We start from the raw sequence: 19,542 nt of genomic DNA on the forward strand, positions 1-19,542 counted from the left end.
ATCTGGGAGCAGGCTGGCGAGGTGGAATTTACCTCGGGAATCATTGATGATGTCTGGGTGGAGCCGGAATTCCGCAAAATGGGTATTTTCCGGGCTCTGCTGCACAGACTGGTGGCGTTCGCAGAGAGTCGCGGTGTCTATGAGTTGATTCTGGAGTACGCCGCATCCAACAAGGAGGCCAGGGTAGCGTGGACCCGTCTGGGTTTCAAAACCACCGGTATTCGCGCAGCGGCATTTACAGACACTGTGCGGGACGTACTGGGCGAACAGCAGTGAGCACGAGACACGCACGGCACCGAGAGCTAAACGCAACAGGGAGACTTCAGTGACAGGCGATCGAAAGGTGAATGTCTTTTTTGACAAAGTCATGCTGGGTCACAACCCCGAGGTGGATCTGCCCTTTGTTGCCAGTCGGGTAGAAAAGCGTGTCAGGCACCTTTTGCAAGGTCTGGATTTCAAATGGAGCTATCCGGAGCATCCTGGGCGACTGTCTGCGGTGAAGAAATATCTGGAGGAAAACCCAATACCCGGCGTGCGCTTCAAGGCAGGGAAAACCGCCACTTACAATCAGCTTGCGCGCGTCCATACTACCTCTTACCTTGATCACATTTTTTCCCTGGCCGGCAAGAGCGCCTGGCTGGACTCGGATACCACCGCCGTCTCACCTGAGAGTATCAAGGCCGCCAGGGCGGCTGCTGGCAATGCCATAGCGGCGGTGGAAAGCGTGGTTAATGGCGATTGTCATAGCGCCTTTGCCCTGGTTCGCCCGCCCGGTCATCATGCCGAGCCGGTGCGAGCGCGGGGCTTCTGCCTGTTGAACAACGTGGCGGTTGCTGCAGCCCACGCCCAGGCCAAACTGGGCTGTGAAAGGGTGCTGATAATCGACTGGGATGCCCATCATGGTAACGGTACCCAGGATATCTTTTGGGCTGATCCCGACGTGCTGTTCTTCGACACCCATTGTGCGGCGCCCTTTTATCCGGGGTCAGGTCATCTGGAAGAGGTAGGTGCCGGCTTCGGTGAGGGTTATACCATCAATGTGCCACTGCCGGAGGCTGCCGGCGATATAGCCTTCGAAAAAGTATTTCGGGAAATTCTGGTGCCCGCGGCGGAGCATTTTAAACCGGATCTGGTGCTGGTTTCTGCAGGCTTTGATGCGCACCGAAACGACATGGCCATGAACCTGAGCTATGACGGCTTCAAGGTGATCACCAGTATCGTTCAGGAAATTGCCGAGCGGCACTGCGCCGGCAGGCTGGCACTGGTGCTGGAAGGCGGTTATAACCTGACTTCCCTGGCCTGCGGGGTACATGCTGTGCTGGAGGTGCTTGCCGGCGGAGACGTACCGGAACTACTGGATACGGGCGTCAGGGAAGCCGCCGAGGCAGCGGAATTTCATCGCTCAGCCTTCAGTGCCGACGACGGGGATTGAGCGGTCTGGTCGGGCTCCCTAAACGGTTTCTGCGCCTTTTCCGTGCTATGGTGGTGAATCAATCAGGCGATTTGTCTGAATTTACCAGCACGGAGGACATCGTATGACGATAGCACCAAAAGGCAAGCTCCCCGCGGAGATTGAAGCCTGGAAGGACCCGACGCTGGATTCCGTTCGTGGCACGGAAACACCCAAAGATCCGAACAAGGGCTATATCGCGTTGCTCGGCTGGAGTGTCAATGCCATCAAGGCCGCCCAGAAATTTGATCGCCGTTATGTGGTGGTTGCGCCTGAATGGGCTGCCGATTTCTGTACGGCCAACAATATTCCGTTTATCCCCTGGGATTTTATCCGGCTCAATGACCGGTCGCTTGAAATTGCCGAAACGCTCAAGGCGAAAGGCGTGGACGTGGCATTGCCACTGTTCGAGGAGACTGTTGAATGGTCAGGTGCCATCAACTCTGTGTTGATGGATAACCCGCGCATGTACGGCCAGTCCATCCTGTTCCGTGACAAGGCATTGATGAAGCGCCGCGCGCAGCTTGGCGGCATTCGCGTGGGTATCTTCGAGGAAGCCCACGAAAAAGACGACATCATCCGCTTCATGAAACGGGTTAACCAGACGCTGCTCAAGCTTGACGGCGATCCGGATGACCCCATTCACGTGAAGGCTTTCGACAAGGCTGGCTGTCTTGGCCATCGCATGATCCGTAAAATAGACGAGATCGACAGCATCCCGGCGGAAGAGTATCCGCTGTTGATGGAGAGTCATCTGGACGGCTGGGAGTTTGCCGTCGAAGCGTGGATACATGATGGCAAGATCAAATTCCTCAATATCTCGGAATACGTAACGCTGGGGTATTCGGTGTTTGTCCCTGCCACAAAGGAACTGGAAAGCTGGCGCGATGCGATTACCAAACAGATCGAGAAACTGATCAAGACTTTCGACATCAAGTTCGGCCTGATTCATCCGGAGTATTTCGTGACTGCCGATGGCGAGATGTACTTTGGCGAAATTGCTTACCGGCCGCCTGGATTCAAGGCTTTTGAGCTGATCGAGCGTGCCTATGGGTTCAGCGCCTACCAGGCGTCCATGCTGGTGTTCGACCCCAAAAGTACGCAGGAGGAGGTGGATGCTTTCTTTCCACGCGAAGTGGTCGATGCCAAGGGTTATGCCGGTTGCTTTGGTGTGTATCCGCGCCGCCGGGTTGTCAGCAAGCTGGAAATGCCCAAAGAAACCGTTGAACATCCATACTTCGAGTCACACGAGTTGCGTGAACCTGCCGAGGAAACGGTTCCGGACCGGTCAGCCTTCGGCACACACTGGGGGCTGATATTCTTCTTTGGTGACGACCCCATCAAAATGCGGGACCTGCTCAAAGCCCAGGAGGAACTGGACTTCTATGTTTAACTAGCCCATTCAGTGGCTTAAACTCGCCAGACCTCGAAGGCACCATGCTGCCAGTCATCCTCCAACTTGCTTAAGCGGGGGGGATGGCTTATGCTTTCCAGGTCCTGATCCTGGCCTCATGCGACTGCCCGCTGATAAATTCAGTCGGCGCCAGAGGAGCCCAAAGGGGTGATCAACAAAGGGCCATCAGCACACGAGCGTAGCACAGCAAATGCTCGCATGGGACAAGAATTAAAGACTGAAACCGGGGAATTAAGAATGATAAAAACCAGAAGATTGATTTCGGCGTTCATTGTGAGTGCCGGCGCGATTACGTGTGCCTCACCGGCACTGAGCCAGTCCGGAACCGACGTTTATGCCGGCGACTGGCCTGATTACAACGGCAACATGGCTGCTCAGCGCTACTCGCCGCTGGATCAGATCAATGCAGATAACGTCGGCTCCCTGGAGATTGCCTGGCGCCTGCCAACGGCCATGTTCGGTTCGCAGCCCGAATTCAATGCCACCTTTACACCACTTGAAATTGATGGTGTGTTGTACACCACCATTGGCGCGCAGCGCGACATCGTCGCTCTGGATGCCGTGACCGGCCAATTGCTCTGGCAATGGCGCGCCCAGGAAGGCGAGCGCTTTGATGCCGCGCCCCGCAAAGGTTCTGGCCGTGGCGTTGCGTTCTGGAGCGACGGTGACAAACGCCGCATTCTGACCATTACCCCCGGTTTTTTCCTGGTGTCCCTGGACGCCGACACCGGCCTGCCGGACCCTGAATTTGGCAACAACGGCGTGATCGACATGCAGGAAGGCCTGCGTGTGGCGCCCAATCGGGATGATCTTGACATCGGTTCCTCCATGCCGCCATTTGTCATGAATGATGTGATTGTAGTGGGCCCGGCCATGGCCGTGTCCATGCGCCCGCCATCAATGGCCAACGTCAAAGGTGATGTCCGGGCTTACGATGCAAGCACCGGCGAACACCTTTGGACATTCCACACCATTCCGCGTCCCGGTGAGTTCGGTTACGACACCTGGTTGAACAACAGTGCTGACTATACCGGTAATACCGGTGTCTGGGCGCCGATGTCGGGTGACCCTGAACTGGGGCATGTGTATCTGCCTGTTGAGGCTGCTACCGGTGACCGTTACGGTGGCGATCGCCCCGGCGACAACCTGTTTTCAAGCAGCCTGGTGGCGGTCGATATCAAGACCGGTGAGCGTCAGTGGCACCAGCAGATGATTCATCACGATATCTGGGACTGGGATAACCCCGCTGCGCCGATTCTGGCAGACCTGCCCAACGGTCGTGAAATTGTCATGCAGGTGACCAAACAGTCTTTTGTATACACTTACGACCGTGCCACCGGCGAGCCAGTCTGGCCAATTGAAGAGCTGCCAGTGCCGGCCGGGGATGTTCCGGGCGAGTGGTACGCCCCGACCCAGCCGTTCCCGACCAAGCCAGCCGGCTTTGATCGACAGGGCATCACCGAAGATGACCTGGTTGATTTCACCCCGGAAATCTATGCCGCAGCGCTGGAAGCCATCAAACCCTTCCGGTTGGGCACTAACCTGTATTCACCCCCATCAGTAAAAGACGCACCGGACGGCACGCAGGGCACACTGAGCCTGCCGTCAGCCACCGGTGGCGCTAACTGGGAGGGTGCTGCCATGGATCCTGAGACCGGCATGCTGTACGTGCCCTCCAGGACAGTGGCGACCGTCCTGTCAGTGGACAAGGACCAGAATTCCGACATCGACTTCAGCATGGCGCTGGGTGTGCGTGTGCCGCGAGCCATGGGTCTTCCCATTGCCAAGCCGCCGTATGGTCGTATTACTGCGATCGACATGGTTGAGGGCGAGCATGAGTGGATGATGGCCAATGCCGATACGCCACCGGCCATTGCCAACAACCCGGCACTGGAAGGTGTGGACATTCCGCGCACCGGCGTTGAAACACGCTCAGGCCTGCTGCTTACCAAAACCCTGCTGTTTTCAGGCGAAGGCACAGGTGGCGGCCCCACACTGCGCGCTCATGACAAGCAGACCGGGGAAATCGTGGCCGAAATCGAAATGCCCGGCACCCAGACTGGCCAGCCGTTCACTTACGAACACGACGGCAAACAGTATATCGGCATGGTTGTCAGCGAACGCGGGAATCCGTCCGAGCTGGTGATTTACACGCTGCCGTGATGGCGCTGTGCTGACATTGATATCTAGGAGTAGAAGTAATGATGAGTAAACTATTTTCACAGGCGGCGCTTGCGCCGTTGATGTTGGCTGCCACTGTCTCTGCGCATGCAGCGACCTGGGAAATCGATCCCGAAGACTCGAAAGTAATTTTCAAGTATTCGTATTCGGACACGCCGTACCAGGGTGAATTCAGGAATGTACAGGCTACATTCGAAATTGATCCGCTGAGCCCGAGCAACTGTCAGATTGATGTTGTCATTCCAATCATCGATCTGGAAGTGGGTGACGAGGAAACCGAAAGTTACATGTTCGACATTGAGCTGTTTGATGTCGACCAATTCCCGACAGCTACCTTTACGGCCGATCAGTGCGAACTGACCGGAGTCGATTCATTCACCGCCAAAGGTATGTTGACGATTCGCGATCAAACCCAGCCAATTGATTTCCCGTTTGAGCTCAGCATCGATGGCGCGCGATTTAACCTGACCAGTGAAGTGACGGTGCAGCGCCTGGACTTTGGTGTTGGCCAGGGCTATTTTGCCAATACCTCAGCCATCCCGAACGAGGTGGTTGTCGAAGTCGATGTCTACGCTGACATGCTGCAATAATAAGAACCAGGACCAAGGAAACTTTCATGCTTTCAAGATTGTTTTGTAAATATCGCCAGGCTTTGCTGGTCATCGCCGGCTCGGCATTGCTGGTGTCATGTGATCGGCTGATTACACCGGACTTTAATACCAGTGTCGCCGAGCTTAGGGGCGGGCAGTACACGCTCGACAAAGAACACGCCACATTGTTGTGGAAAATCGACCATCTGGGTTTTTCACGTTACATCGGTCGTTTTAATGACTTTGATGCCACGCTGGATTTTGATCCCGAGAATGTCGAGAACTCCAGTCTGGAAGTGATCATTGATACAGCGACGCTGGATGTTAACAACGAGGCGTTTGCCGAAGACCTTCGCGGTGGCGACTGGTTTGATGTGGAAACCTTTCCCCAGGCTGTGTTCAGAACGACATCATTCGTTGAAGCCGTGGATGAAGATACCTTTATCTTTGAAGGCGACCTGACCCTGCTTGGCACGACCGGGCCGGTAACAATGACGGTGAACTTTAACGGCGGCGGTCGCAACTTCCTGACCCGTCGTTACACGCTCGGGTTCTCGGCCACGGCTGAGTTCCTGCGTTCCGATTTTGGTCTGGATAACATGGTGGCCTTTGGTGTTGGCGATGATATCCAGGTGGAAGTGCATGTTGAGTTCCAGGATGCCTCGCAGTAAATAGTAAGTCCCGTTCCGGGACGATTGTCATGTCGTCCCGGAGCCTTTTCCCTTTTTTTCGCTTCCTTTCCTTTCCCTTCCTTGAATTAATCAGATAGCTCCCGCCTGTATCCGTATACGCGTTTATACGCAGTTTTATTTATCACCTCAGTCATAGAGCGCATTCTCTGCCCCCGTTGCGCCTAACTGCGTATGTGCGCATTTTCCTAAGTATTCCAGCGTATTCTGCGAGATTTTGCTCTGGGTTATATTATCATTATTTTAGCCGCTATATTTTTTACCTATAAGTAATAAATGCTCTGTAAGCCCATAAAATAAAAAGACTTTTTTGCTTCGCGTGCACAATAATGTGATCTCCGTCTCATTTTGTGCCCCGAAATGAATCGTAAAAGAATTCGGATAATCAGTGAAAATTTTTAAGCGCATGATTTGTATTGATAAAATTTAATGGCACACAAATTGCTCCCCCTCCCCGGTAAGCCCTGATTAGTTGCATGCTCTGAGTAACGCACTCAACAAAATGCACCAAACCCAAGGGCAGATAAAACACAAAAACTGGAGCCAGATCTTGGCGGTCAACTGCTAGAAATACCGGGGGGTATGACACCTGATGAACACCAAACCACGTAAAGCCTTTACACGCAGTCGCTTGAACTACGCCATCGCCATTCTGGCGGGCGTCGCATCAACACCGTTCACTTACGCGCAAGAAGCCGATGCACCGGTCATTGAAGAGCTGGTTGTTACCGGCAGCCGGATTCAGCGGATCGACAACGCAACATCCACGCAGCCATTGTCAGTGATCAGCGCCGAAGACCTGTCGAGCTCGGCCGCGGTCGATATTGGCGAAATCCTTAACGAGAATCCTGCGCTGCTGTCATCAGTTACCAGCACCAACTCTATCGGCGGCACGGCGGCAAATAGCAGTCGATCCAGCAATGTCGGCGGTAGCGCACTGAATCTTCGGGGCCTAGGATCGCAGCGTACTTTGACGCTGGTTAACGGCCGCCGGCATGTGTCTGGCATCGAAGGCACGTCTTCCGTAGACGTGTCCACCATTCCATCCGGGCTGATTGAGCGCGTGGAAGTGCTTACCGGTGGCGCGTCCGCTGTATATGGTGCGGATGCGGTGACAGGTGTGGTGAACTTTGTACTGCGAAATGACTTTGAAGGAGTTGATATCGATTTCCGTACCGGCCTGGCTGAAGAAGGTGACGCCGGTACCGCCAGTCTACGGGCTTTGATTGGGCAGAATTTTGATGACAATCGCGGTAATTTCACAATCGCCCTGCAACATGATTCCAGTGATGGTCTGCGTGCCGGTGATCGCGAGGGACAGCGTAACGGTGGGCGTTATGGCAATGACGTCAACCCCGCATTGCGTTTCCAGAAGGGTGACATTACCGATTCCAATACACCGAACCTGGCGCAATACTACAATTTCAATAACACGGGGCTTTTCCCGTTCGGCCTGCGCATTCCGAACGCTGACACCTTTGTCAGCAATTACCAGAGTGAGTTTGGTACTGCCCCCAATCTGACAGCAGCCGAGCGGGCACTTTTTGATCGCGCCGCGACAGCAACCCCGCGGGCATTGCTGCCTGGTCGTACATTCAACGTCACCTCACCCTATGGCGTTATTGCATTGGGTGATTTTGGCACCGTGGTGCCGCTGGGTCAGGAGCCGGATCTTGATGGCAATGGTACCTCTGACTGCCTGGACAGTTTCACAGGTTACAATTCCAGCCTTGATGGCGCTGGTTCGTATGGCGCTGCGGGTGGCTGCTGGCTGGTCAACGAATCGGGACAACTGGTACCTTACAGCGATGGTCTTGTTGCCGGCAACTTCAACCAGTTTGGTGCTGCGGCCAGCTATATTGCGCCTAATCGGCCCTACATCATTCCCAAGGACGATAAGTACTCTATCAACCTCAATGGTCGTTACGAACTGAGCCCCACCATGGAGCTCTTCGCTGAAAGCAAGTATGTCTACCATGAGGTGGTTTTTGGCGGTGGCGGAAACCAGGCCACCGATTATCTTTACGGTGCGCCGGACAACCCCTTCCTGCCGGCTGCGCTTGCGCCGTTTGCCAATAACCCCGGTGTTGGTTTTGTCGGTCCAGGTGGACTGTATATCTCACGCGACTCCGATGACTGGGGTGACAACGAGTCCATCAACAGACGCACGACCTATCGTTTGGTCGGTGGACTTCGCGGCAGCCTTGATCAGTGGGGGCTGGATTATGAGGTGTCGGCCAACTACGGCAAATTCAACCGTCATTACAAATCACCCTTTACGCCCGTGACCGACCGGTTCTTTGCCGCGATTGACGTGGTCACGGATCCGGCCACTGGTCAGCCAGTGTGTCGTTCCGATCTGGACGCATCTGCCTATCCGCAGACGACTCCGTTCAACTTCCCGGCTTACCTGGGTGGCGGCGCGCAGTCTCCGTTCTTTACCTTCCAGCCCGGAGATGGTCAATGTAAACCCGCCAATATCTGGGGCGGCAAAAACTCCATCAGTCAGGAAGCCATCGACTTCTTCACTTACACGCGTACCGTCAAGGAAGAAATCGAGCAGTCGGTGATCAGTGGTTTTGTCAGCGGCAACAGCAGCGAGTTCTTCACGTTGCCAGCAGGTCCGGTGTCTTTTGCCTTCGGTGGTGAGTGGCGTGAAGAGAAAAGTGCCCAGGAATACGACAGCTACGATCAGGGTATTGTTTCGGTCAGCGGGATTACGCCTGATGGTGTTGAATTCCAGCCAGGTGACTGGTCAGGCGATGTGAGCAATGCCAAAAGTCTGGGTGGCTCGCCAGGTAACCGTGTCCTGAGCACCGGCTCAAGCTACGATGTCTGGGATATTTTTGGTGAATTTGAAATTCCGTTGCTGAGCAATCTGCCAATGATAGAAACGTTGACCCTGGACGGTGCATTCCGTCGGGCTGACTACTCGACATTCGGCGAAAGTGACACCTTCAAGGTCGGGGGTCTGTGGGCGCCCGTTGAAGACGTCCGTTTCCGGGCCAACTACAGCAAAGCAGTTCGTGTACCGAACCTGTTTGAATTGTATTCACCGGAACAGGGCCAAAACTTCCGCCCCAACGATCCATGTGACGTGTCACAGTTGAGCAGCGCGCCTAACCCGACGTTGCGTCAGTCCAACTGTGTCGCGGATCTGCAGTCCAAAGGTGTGTTGAACGAAAATATTTTTGATGCCAATGGTAACTACATTTTCGTCGATCCTTTGTCAGCAGGTTTCCCGGGTGCCATTGGTGGTAACCCTGATCTGCAGCCAGAAGAGGCCATTACCAAGACCTTTGGTGTGGTGATTCAGCCACGCTTTGTCGAAGGTCTGACAGTCAGCCTGGACTACTGGGACATCGTGATTGAAGACGCGATTTCGGAAATCTCTGCCCAGAACATCGTGACCAGCTGTTATGACTCACCATCACTGGACAACCCGTTCTGTGAGCTGCTGGATCGTAACCGCGAACCCACTTCTGCCCAGTCTGGTGGTTTTACCTTCCTGCGACAGGTTCAGTTGAACTTTGGTGAGGCACAGGCAACCGGTGTGGACCTGAACATCAACTATGCATTTAATCTGGGCGATTTCCAGATTGGCGTGGGAGGCGCGGTGACCAAGCAACTGGATCTGGCCTTCATAGAGCCATCCAACCCGGGTGAAGAAGCCGTGGTGGACGATGATCTGCTGGAAATGAATCGTCCTGAGTGGGCAGGTCAGTTGAACCTCAGTGTTGCAACTGGTCCGTTCAGTGTGTCGTTGCGATCTCAGTACCTGAGCGAAATGGCATTGACCGGTGCGATTGAAACCGCAGTGCAGAACTTTGGGCCGGATATCTTCACGGATGAGTTCATGTCACACAACCTGTCCGGCAACTGGGACTACAGCTCCAATGTGCGACTGTACGGCGGTATCAGTAACCTGACCGACGAAAAGCCTTACGTCACAGAGCGTAGCTATCCGGTGAGTCCGGTGGGTCGGGCCTACTACGTCGGTATCAACGTTGCATTGTGATACAGCCACAGTAGTTGAGTAATCAGTGCGTTGCCTCGTTCATCATCGTCTCGCCAGTGCCGGACGATGATGAGCGAGGCCTCGTCGCTTGCTGTTGAGCAGACAGTCTCTTAGAGGATTCACCATGAAAACAATAAAGAGCGAGAAGTCCCGTGGCGTCCTCGCTGCGCTGGCGCTACTTTTGTGCACCCTGTCCATGCCGCTGGTCGCACAGGATGACGATGAAGAAGAACGTGAACCAATAGAATTCCCGAGTTCGCTGGACGAGAAATTGTCCACACTCACCGAAGCAGAACTGACGTTTTTGCGAACCGGCCCGACGCGTCGGTTTGCCAGTACCCCTGAAGAATTGATTGCGGCCCTTGAGAAGCGTTCGGCGGAGCAGGTGCGCGCTTATGTTGACGCCATGATATGGGTGACCGAACAGGAAAAGTTTCAGGAAGGTGATGATCTGGACCACATCCCCCTCAATACAGACAGCCCCGATTTTAATGCCTATGCCGTGCGTCGTCCGCGCAGCTTTGACCCGGATCGTGAACCGGGCCCGATAGATTTGTCACGCTACGGCGGGCGAAGTGGCATCCCGACGTTCGCCGGTGCTCCTATCGCGCTGACCCCTGAAGACCTGATTGCCGGCGAAGTTGATGTCGCCATTGTCGGTGCACCTCTGAATATGGGATCAGGCTGGCGTGGTGCTCAACACGGTCCACTGGCCTTGCGCCTGATCGGTCGCGTGGGCGGCAATGATCAATATACGCAAATCAGCCCCAGCCGTGAGTTGAACATCGTTGATTACGGCGATATCGCCATTGATCAGGACAGCACCGAACGCAGCATGCAGCACGTGCGCGAGGTCGTGCGGGAGATTGCCGAAACCGGCGCGGTGCCCTTCATTGTTGGCGGCGACCATTCACTTGAATACCCCAATGTCGCTGCTTTGGTGGATGTCTACGGCGAAGACAACCTGAGTGTAATTCACTTTGATGCGCATTATGACGTGGGCCGTGACCGTGCTCACTTCATAGACCACGGCCAGCCCGTTTATCGCCTGCTCGCTGACGGCCACATCAAAGGTGACGACTACATCCAGGTAGGGCTCCGATCGGGCAGCCCCAGCGAAAGCGGATACAAATGGATGCGTGAACAAGGGTTCAAGTATCACTCGATGGCTGAAGTCGAGCGCTATGGCTGGGATTACGTCATGGAACGTGTCCTTAAAGAAGCCAAGGCAGACGGACGCAAGTTGCATATTTCCTTTGACGTGGATGTGCTGGATCCTTCCTACATTGCCGGCACGGGGACGCCGGTTTCCGGCGGCCTGACGCCGCGCGAAGCCATACCCATCATCCGCAAGCTGTGCGCACAGCAGGAAGTAGTGGGCTTTGATATTGTGGAGATTGCACCGGAAATTGATCCAACTTATGTGACCAATCTGCACAGCGCTGCGATTGTGCAGGCCTGCCTGATTGGGGTTGCCATGCGCAAACTGGGACATGATCCGGATTACCTGAATCCGGTGACCATTGATCACGCTCAGGACAACTACCACGAGGAGAATCAACAATGACACACAGGACCAAAAGTCACCTGATGTCAGCGCTGGCCTTGAGCCTGGTCGTTTCAGCGTATTCCTCACCGCTGTTGGCACAGGCTCGCATACCATCGAATGTCATGGCGAAACTGGAACTTTTGACGGAGGCGCAAATCGAGTTCCTGGGCACGGAGCAGCCGCTGCGTGTTATTCCGTCGCGCGAAAAGCTGTATCAGGACATTGAGCGCCGGACACCCGAGCAGGTAGAGCAATATGTCAGCGACATGATGGAAGCCGTTGCAGCACACGCCTATCGGCCCGGTATCGACATGGCAATGATTCCGCTGAACCCGGAAGCCAGTGGTTTTAATAGTTTCAAAGTCGTGCGGCCTGAGATCCTCAAGGAACGCTTGCGCGACCCGGGGCCGGTGAATGTGCATCGCTACATCAATCAATGGGCTGGCATTCCGACCTTTGCCGGCGCCCCTGTTGCGGTTACCCCGGAAGACCTGATTGCCGGTAATGTGGAAGTGGCCATCGCTGGCATCCCGCAGAGCATGAGCAGTGGCAGCCGTGACGGGCGCAATGCACCCAATGTGCTGCGCGCCATGCATGTCACCGGCAACCTCGATGTCTACTCAATGGTGGACCCTGGGGCAGTTCTGAACATCGTCGACTATGGTGATATTGCAGTTGATCGCATGAGTCTGCAGCGCGGGCTGGACCATGTCTATGACATGGTGCTGGAAATGGCCAACACCGGCGCTATTCCCTTTCTGGTAGGAGGGGATCATTCCCTGATGTACCCCAATGTGAAAGCGGTGCAGGCTTCGGATCCGGAGCAGGATCTGACCGTTGTGCATTTTGGTGCCAATTATAATGCCGAACCAACCCGTGCCCACCTGATATCCGATCGTGACGCCGTCTACCGACTGGTAACAGAAGGGGTAATTGACGGCAGTGACCTGATTCAGGTAGGGCTGCGGGGCTCTCAGGCCAGCAGGGAATCCTTTGAGTGGTTGCGCGAAAATGAAGTCAGGTATCACACGATGGCCGCTGTCGAAGCCAAAGGCTGGGACGAGGTGATGGAAAATGTTCTGGAAGAAGCCAGTGATGCCGGCAACCCGCTTTACCTGTCTCTGGATGTCAGTGTGCTGGACCCGGTGGAGTTGACGGCAGCGGGCAGAGCGGTGCCCGGCGGTCTGACCATACGTGAGATTACACCTCTGCTCAGGCGTCTGTGTGCAGAGAACGAAGTCGCCGGTGTCGAGTTGATGGATTTTGCGCCCATGCTGGATCTTAGTTATGTCAGTGCCATGAACGCCAACTATATGCTGAATGCGTGTCTGTCAGGTATCGCCATGCGCAAGCAGGGTATTACTGAGGAAAATTATCTCGACCCTACCACAGTGGAACATGGTCAGAACTGACAGTCGCATTGCGGTCCGCTAACAGGAATCTGGTATGAAAAACTATTCTAAAAAATTCAAAATGCTCTGGCTGATAATGGTCGTTACCCTTGGCGCCTATGCGCCTGCTACGTTTGCCCAGGAAGAAGGCGAAGAGGAGGATGCGCCCGTCGAATTTCCCGCATCGCTTGATGCCAAGCTGGCAGGTCTGAGTGAGGCGCAGCTTGCCTATCTGAAAGACAGCAGCAAGACCCGACGCTACGCATCCACCACCGAGGAGCTGATCGAGGCATTGGAGAAACGTTCGGCAGAACAGGTGGCCGCTTACGTTGATGCAATGATGTGGGTGGAGGACCAGACCGGTTTTGAGCAAGGCCGTGATATGGCATGGCTGCCGTTAAACACAGATTCGCCTGACTTTAACGCCTGGATGGTACGCAGGCCTCGCAGCTTTGATCCCGACCGGGAGCCGGGCCCGGTCAGCCTGGCGCGCGGTATCCCGACCTTCGCCGGTGCACCGGTAGCATTGACGCCGGAAGACCTGATCGCCGGTGAGGTTAATGTGGCGATCGTCGGCGCACCCCTGAACATGGGTTCGGGCTGGCGCGATGCTGGTTACGGACCACTGGTCATGCGAACTTCCGGTGGCATGGCGGGCAACGACCAATATACCCAGATCAGTCCCGGTCGAGAGCTGAATATCGTTGACTACGGTGATATTGCCATCGACAACGACAGCACGGAACGCAGCATGCAGCACGTGCGTGAGGTGGTGCGGGAAATTGCCGAGACCGGCGCCATTCCCTTCATTATTGGCGGTGATCACTCGTTGGAGTATCCCAATGTCGCGGCGCTGGTCGATGTTTATGGCAAAGGTAATGTGAGTGTCATCCACTTTGATGCGCACCATGACGTTGGCATGGGGGACAGTCCTCATCATATTTCCCACGGTCAGCCTATTTATCGTCTGATGCGTGACCGGCACATTACCGGCAGCGACTATATTCAGGTCGGTTTGCGTTCGGGCGGGCCCAGCGAAAGTGGGTATCGCTGGATGCGTGAACAGGGATTCAAATATCACTCAATGGCAGAAGTCGAACGTTATGGCTGGGAATATGTCATGGAGCGGGTGTTGGATGAGGCCCGGCGCGATGGTCGCAAACTGCATATCTCGTTTGATGTCGATGTGCTGGACCCATCCTATATTGTTGGTACCGGCACGCCGGTATCAGGCGGCATGACGCCGCGTGAAGCCATCCCGATTGTTCGTAAGCTTTGTGCCCAGCAGGAACTGGTCGGCTTTGACATTGTCGAGATTGCCCCTGCGCTGGATCCTGGATACACCACTGCGCTGCACAGCGCGGCCATCATCAAAGCCTGCCTGGTCGGTGTTGCCATGCGCAAACTGGGCCATGACATTGATTACCTCAACCCGGTGACCATAGATCATGCTCAGGATAATTACCACGAGGAGAACCCCCAATGACGGCAACCAAACGACGTCACCTGTTTGCGGGCTTCACACTTTGCTCGTTGCTGGCAGTGGCACCGACAGTCAATTTCGCCCAACAGGCTGAAGCGGATATACCCGCGGAGATCATGACAAAACTCAGCAGCCTGAGTGCCGAACAAATGGATTTTTTGCGCGGATTTCAGCCTCTGCGGATTATCCCGACCCGGGAAAAACTGAATCAGGAGCTGGATCGCCGCTCGCCGGAACAGATCGAGCAATTTGTCAGCGACATGATGATGGCAGTGGAAGCCATGGCATTTCGCCCCGGCGTTGACATGGCAGAGATTCCCCTGAACCCGGAGGCCAGTAGTTTTAATGGTTTCAAGGTAGTGCGACCACAGGCGTTGAACGAGTACCTGCGCGATCCCGGACCGTTCAGCGTGCATCGCTATATCCATCAGTGGGGCGGTATCCCGACCTTTGCCGGCGCTCTGGTCGCCGTTGATCAGGCTGATCTGATTGCCGGTGATGTTGACGTGGCCATTGTGGGTATTCCGCAGAGCATGAGCAGTGGATCGCGGGATTCCCGAAACGCCCCGGAAGCCATTCGCGCCATGCATATCCTCGGTGAGCGCGATATCTACTCAATGGTGGATCCTCTGGCAGCCCTCAATGTGGTCGACTATGGCGATATTTCTGTCGACCGCATGAGCGTTCATCGCGGTCTTGAACATGCCTACCAGCGCATTATGGAGATTGCCGAGACCGGTGCGGTGCCTTTTGTGGTGGGCGGTGATCACTCACTGATGTATCCGAACGTGAAGGCTGTGCAAGATATTGATGCAGGTGAGCCACTGACCGTGGTCCATTTTGGTGCGCATTACAACGCGGAGCCTACCCGCGCGCACCTTCTGTCCGATCGGGATGCGGTTTATCGCCTGATCACGGAAGAGGTGGTCGACGGCAACAATGTGATTCAGGTGGGTCTGCGCGGTTCACAGGCAACCCCGCAGGCGTTCCCATGGTTGCGAGAGCAGGGCGTCAAATACCACACCATGGCTGAAGTTGAGCGCCATGGCTGGGACGAGGTCGCCGAGCGGGTGATTGATGAAACCAGGTCCGCCACCGACCGCGTCTACATTTCTCTGGATGTCAGCGTCCTGGATCCATCCCAGTTGCGCGCTGCCGGTCGCGCTGCGCCAGGTGGTCTGACTGTTCGAGAGCTGGCACCTTTATTGCGTAGGCTTTGTGCTGAAACGCAGATTGCGGGATTCGAAATCATGGACCTGGCACCGATGCTGGACCTGAGTTATGTCAGTGCCATGAACGCAAATTACATGATGAATGCCTGTCTTAGCGGCATTGCCATGCGCAAGATGGGTCTTGATGACGAAAACTACCTGGATCCTATGACAACAGATCATGGCCAGAATTGACGGACAACTCGTTGCCGACCTGCTCTGACGGGTCGAATGAATAGCGCTAAAGGGGTGGAAAATGAGTGACGCGAATATCACAGCAAAAGCGAACAGACTTCTGACAGAACCTTTGTCGATCTTTGTGTTGGTAGCGGTTGTCATCTTTGGCTACAACGCGATGGCCGGTGGCAGTGATGTCAGTGAAGCGACCAACGATACTGATGTTGTTGTCATTGATGACAGCACGGTCGAGATGCTGACGGAAAATTTTGCCTGGCTGGAAGGCCGGGAGCCGACCGCAGAGGAAACACAAACGCTCATATCCCATTGGATTGATGAAGAGGTGTTGTTTCGTGAGGCGCTGGCGCAACAGATGCATTTAAGCGATAGCAAAATGCGGGCACATCTTATCGAGAAAGTCCGGATGCTGTGGGCAGGATCGCCGGAACCGGCTGATGAGGCCGAACTGCTGGACTTCTATATGGAAAACATGGAGTCGTACTATACCGAGCCAACACTGAGCTTCACGCAGGTCTACTTCGAGGAACTGCCGGCCGATACAGCAGATATTCTGGCACGGCTGCAGGCGGGCGAAGCAGTTGAGGGCGAGCCGTTCTGGCTGGGTCAGAATCTTAATAGCTACTCCGAGAGTATTCTGCGCAGCAGTTTTGGTGGCGAATTTTATGAAGAGTTGAAGGCTGCGCCGGTAAACCAGTGGATAGGGCCGGTTGAGTCCGCACGCGGCTATCATTTCGCGCAGGTGACCAGGCAGGGCGAACCAGAACTGATGCCGTATCAGGCTGTGCGGGAACGACTGGGTCAGGACTGGTCCGACTACCACCGTCGGCAGAATGTCTCCGCCCGCACCAAAACCATCAAGGAGCGGTTTACGATTGTGATGGAGTCCACTGGTGGCTAAGCATTTGCGGTGGCAGTTGGCTGCGGCCCTGCTTTTTCTGTTGTCTGTCCCGGTAGCCGTTGCACACTATCTGGACCTCGCTCAGTTCACATTGGTGCAGCAGAATGTTGAAGATGAGGGGAACTGGTTTCGTTTCGACGCGAATTTGCCGGTTAATCTGGATCCGGATTTACCGGTCACCTGGCCGAACGGCTGCTCTGTGCTGGAGCGGGATGAACGGCCGGATACCGGCAATACCGTCACTGTCAGCTTTGACGTTACCTGTGAAGAAAGCAGTGGTGGCCTGATACGCACTCGATGGGGCCGCGACGGTGGCATGCTGGAGTTGCACTTGCTTGACGGCAGCATCGCATCGACCATGCTGTCTGGCGGCCGTTTTGGCGCCGAATTCAGTCTTCCCGACTGGGAGGCCGCCGCCGCACAGGAGCCCGATGGTTTCCTGGAGACCGCCTGGCGCTACCTGGTGCTGGGTACGGGACATGTACTGATCGGTCTGGATCACCTGGCTTTTGTACTCTGCCTGGCGATGCTGGCGCGCGGTGTCAGTCTGTTGTGGCTGATATCGGCATTCACGCTGGGACACTCCATTTCTTTGGCGCTTGCCTACCTGGGCGTCGTCAACGTGCCCATCGTGCCAGTGGAAGCCATCATCGCCCTGTCCGTTGTGTTCATGGCGCGGGAGGCCCTGGTGTCACACAAGGCTGAGAACAGCCCTGGGTCGTCGGCGCAGCACAGCACCAGCAATTCTCTGCGCTGGCGCATGGGCATCACGGCTGGCTTTGGCCTGATTCATGGCCTTGGTTTCGCCAGTGTGCTCGGCGGTCTTGGTGTGTCCGCTGCGGACACGGTGGTCGCCTTGTTGTTTTTTAACGTCGGCGTTGAGGTCGGGCAGTTGATGTTTGTGAGTGCCGTGCTGCTGTTACTGGGCTTACTGCGGAAAATACAACTCGATCAAAAAATGATTCGCGCCAGTGCCTTCGCTGTTGGTGGTATGGGTCTGTTCTGGACAGTGGAACGGGTCATGGGAATTTGAGCTCATCTACGTCAAATGACGTAGATGTCATGGTTAATCGCCGACTTGTTGTTGGCCCGCCTGAATCTCCAGAATGAGATCAGATTTATCAAGGAGCTTGTCATGCGCAACACATCTTTTCTGTCACGCACACTGCTGACTGCAACAGCCTGTTTATTGAGCCTGGGCGCCTACGCGCAGGACACCATCAAGGTTGGCGTGCTGCACTCGCTGTCCGGCACCATGGCCATCAGTGAGACAACACTGAAAGATACCGTGCTGATGATGGTAGAAGAGCAGAATGCAAAAGGTGGCGTGCTCGGCAAACAGCTCGAGGCGGTCGTGGTGGATCCGGCTTCAGACTGGCCGCTGTTCGCTGAGAGAACACGACAGCTGTTATCCCAGGATAATGTTGATGTCATCTTTGGTGCCTGGACCTCCGTGTCTCGCAAGGCCATGTTGCCGGTGCTGGAGGAACTCAATGGCTTGCTGTTCTATCCGGTGCAGTACGAAGGTGAAGAGTCATCCAAGAATATTTTCTACACCGGCGCTGCGCCCAACCAGCAGGCGATTCCTGCGGTAGATTACCTGATGAATGATCTGGGTATTGAGCGCTGGGTGCTGGCGGGTACAGACTATGTGTATCCGCGTACCACCAACAGAATTCTGGAAGCCTACCTGAAAGCGCAGGGTGTCGCTGACGAAGATATCATGATCAATTATACGCCCTTCAGTCACTCAGACTGGCAGAGCATTGTGTCTGATATCAGTCGCTTTGGCAGTGCCGGCAAAGCCACCGCGGTGGTGTCCACCATCAACGGCGATGCTAACGTACCGTTTTATCGCGAATTGGGCAATCAGGGCATTTCGTCCCTGGATATCCCGGTGATTGCGTTTTCGGTAGGCGAAGAGGAACTGTCAGGTATTGATGCACGACCTCTTGTTGGTCACATGGCTGCCTGGAACTACTTTCAGAGCGTTGATACTGATGCCAATGCTGAGTTCATCGCCAGATGGCATGACTTCATCGGCAATACCGATCGTGTGACAAATGACCCGATGGAAGCGACTTACATCGGGTTCAACATGTGGGTTAAAGCCGTGGAGAAAGCGGGCACCACAGATGTGGATGCAGTAGAGCAAGCCATGATTGGCATCGAAACCCCCAACCTGTCCGGTGGCATGGCGGTCATGAACAGGAATCACCATTTGTCCAAGCCGGTGTTGATCGGTGAAATTCAGTCAGACGGGCAGTTCGAAGTGGTCTGGGAAACAGATGGCGTGGTGCCAGGAGATGCCTGGTCAGATTATCTCGACGGATCAAAGGACCTGATCTCCGACTGGACAGACCCGATCCGCTGCGGAAACTACAACACTGTCACCGAGTCCTGCTCCGGCTCCAGTCTCTGAGCATTGATCCAACTCTTGTTTCAACACTGTCGGGGTCCCCACGGCCCC

At 55.1% G+C, this 19,542-nt stretch carries 14 protein-coding genes; all 14 read left to right on the forward strand.

The annotated features are described in order from the left end of the window. Nucleotides 1–276, forward strand: a 276-nt coding sequence (locus tag WD071_RS13525; RefSeq protein ID WP_368048918.1) for a GNAT family N-acetyltransferase, incomplete at its 5' end; no start/stop codon positions are given. Nucleotides 277–325: 49 nt separating this feature from the next. Then, nucleotides 326–1,432 (forward strand): histone deacetylase, encoded by a 1,107-nt coding sequence (locus tag WD071_RS13530; protein ID WP_368048919.1) that lies wholly within the window; start codon nt 326–328, stop codon nt 1,430–1,432. A gap of 103 nt (nt 1,433–1,535) precedes the next feature. Beyond that, complete coding sequence (locus WD071_RS13535) at nt 1,536–2,843, forward strand: carboxylate--amine ligase (RefSeq protein ID WP_368048920.1); 1,308 nt, start codon at nt 1,536–1,538, stop codon at nt 2,841–2,843. 258 nt (nt 2,844–3,101) lie between these two features. Further along, nucleotides 3,102–5,027: a hypothetical protein gene (locus WD071_RS13540; protein WP_368048921.1), complete on the forward strand. Its 1,926-nt coding sequence runs from the start codon at nt 3,102–3,104 to the stop codon at nt 5,025–5,027. 38 nt (nt 5,028–5,065) lie between these two features. Next, nucleotides 5,066–5,635, forward strand: coding sequence for a YceI family protein (locus tag WD071_RS13545; protein ID WP_368048922.1), 570 nt, complete (start codon nt 5,066–5,068; stop codon nt 5,633–5,635). A 26-nt stretch (nt 5,636–5,661) separates the two neighbouring features. Continuing rightward, on the forward strand, nt 5,662–6,306 hold the full coding sequence (locus WD071_RS13550; protein ID WP_368048923.1) for a YceI family protein: 645 nt from the start codon (nt 5,662–5,664) through the stop codon (nt 6,304–6,306). A 610-nt stretch (nt 6,307–6,916) separates the two neighbouring features. Next, nucleotides 6,917–10,342 (forward strand): TonB-dependent receptor, encoded by a 3,426-nt coding sequence (locus WD071_RS13555; RefSeq protein WP_368048924.1) that lies wholly within the window; start codon nt 6,917–6,919, stop codon nt 10,340–10,342. 124 nt (nt 10,343–10,466) lie between these two features. After that, a complete protein-coding gene (locus WD071_RS13560; RefSeq protein WP_368048925.1) occupies nt 10,467–11,909 on the forward strand; it encodes an agmatinase family protein in 1,443 nt (480 codons plus the stop codon). Continuing rightward, nucleotides 11,906–13,303, forward strand: coding sequence for an agmatinase family protein (locus WD071_RS13565; RefSeq protein WP_368048926.1), 1,398 nt, complete (start codon nt 11,906–11,908; stop codon nt 13,301–13,303). The genes WD071_RS13560 and WD071_RS13565 overlap by 4 nt, the downstream gene beginning before the upstream one ends. 34 nt (nt 13,304–13,337) lie before the next feature. Beyond that, nucleotides 13,338–14,768 carry an agmatinase family protein gene (locus WD071_RS13570; RefSeq protein ID WP_368048927.1) on the forward strand — a complete coding sequence of 477 codons (1,431 nt, stop codon included), beginning with the start codon at nt 13,338–13,340 and terminating at the stop codon, nt 14,766–14,768. Further along, entirely contained in the window at nt 14,765–16,171 is a 1,407-nt protein-coding gene (locus tag WD071_RS13575; RefSeq protein WP_368048928.1) for an agmatinase family protein, read from the forward strand. Before WD071_RS13570 ends, WD071_RS13575 begins: the two co-directional genes overlap by 4 nt. A 61-nt stretch (nt 16,172–16,232) precedes the next feature. Further along, nucleotides 16,233–17,072: a peptidyl-prolyl cis-trans isomerase gene (locus tag WD071_RS13580; protein ID WP_368048929.1), complete on the forward strand. Its 840-nt coding sequence runs from the start codon at nt 16,233–16,235 to the stop codon at nt 17,070–17,072. After that, nucleotides 17,065–18,105: a HupE/UreJ family protein gene (locus WD071_RS13585; protein ID WP_368048930.1), complete on the forward strand. Its 1,041-nt coding sequence runs from the start codon at nt 17,065–17,067 to the stop codon at nt 18,103–18,105. Before WD071_RS13580 ends, WD071_RS13585 begins: the two co-directional genes overlap by 8 nt. A gap of 102 nt (nt 18,106–18,207) precedes the next feature. Beyond that, nucleotides 18,208–19,494, forward strand: a complete 1,287-nt coding sequence (gene urtA / locus WD071_RS13590; protein ID WP_368048931.1) for an urea ABC transporter substrate-binding protein — start codon at nt 18,208–18,210, stop codon at nt 19,492–19,494. The last annotated feature ends 48 nt before the right edge of the window (nt 19,495–19,542 follow it).

The organism is Pseudohongiella sp., from assembly GCF_040877505.1.
Taxonomy (GTDB): domain Bacteria; phylum Pseudomonadota; class Gammaproteobacteria; order Pseudomonadales; family Pseudohongiellaceae; genus Pseudohongiella.

Coding starts and splice junctions, on each gene's coding strand:
- WD071_RS13535 (WP_368048920.1), top strand. CDS start 1,536: ATGACGATAGCACCAAAAGGCAAGCTCCCCGCGGAGATTGAAGCCTGG.
- WD071_RS13540 (WP_368048921.1), top strand. CDS start 3,102: ATGATAAAAACCAGAAGATTGATTTCGGCGTTCATTGTGAGTGCCGGC.
- WD071_RS13545 (WP_368048922.1), top strand. CDS start 5,066: ATGATGAGTAAACTATTTTCACAGGCGGCGCTTGCGCCGTTGATGTTG.
- WD071_RS13550 (WP_368048923.1), top strand. CDS start 5,662: ATGCTTTCAAGATTGTTTTGTAAATATCGCCAGGCTTTGCTGGTCATC.
- WD071_RS13555 (WP_368048924.1), top strand. CDS start 6,917: ATGAACACCAAACCACGTAAAGCCTTTACACGCAGTCGCTTGAACTAC.
- WD071_RS13560 (WP_368048925.1), top strand. CDS start 10,467: ATGAAAACAATAAAGAGCGAGAAGTCCCGTGGCGTCCTCGCTGCGCTG.
- WD071_RS13565 (WP_368048926.1), top strand. CDS start 11,906: ATGACACACAGGACCAAAAGTCACCTGATGTCAGCGCTGGCCTTGAGC.
- WD071_RS13570 (WP_368048927.1), top strand. CDS start 13,338: ATGAAAAACTATTCTAAAAAATTCAAAATGCTCTGGCTGATAATGGTC.
- WD071_RS13575 (WP_368048928.1), top strand. CDS start 14,765: ATGACGGCAACCAAACGACGTCACCTGTTTGCGGGCTTCACACTTTGC.
- WD071_RS13580 (WP_368048929.1), top strand. CDS start 16,233: ATGAGTGACGCGAATATCACAGCAAAAGCGAACAGACTTCTGACAGAA.
- urtA (WP_368048931.1), top strand. CDS start 18,208: ATGCGCAACACATCTTTTCTGTCACGCACACTGCTGACTGCAACAGCC.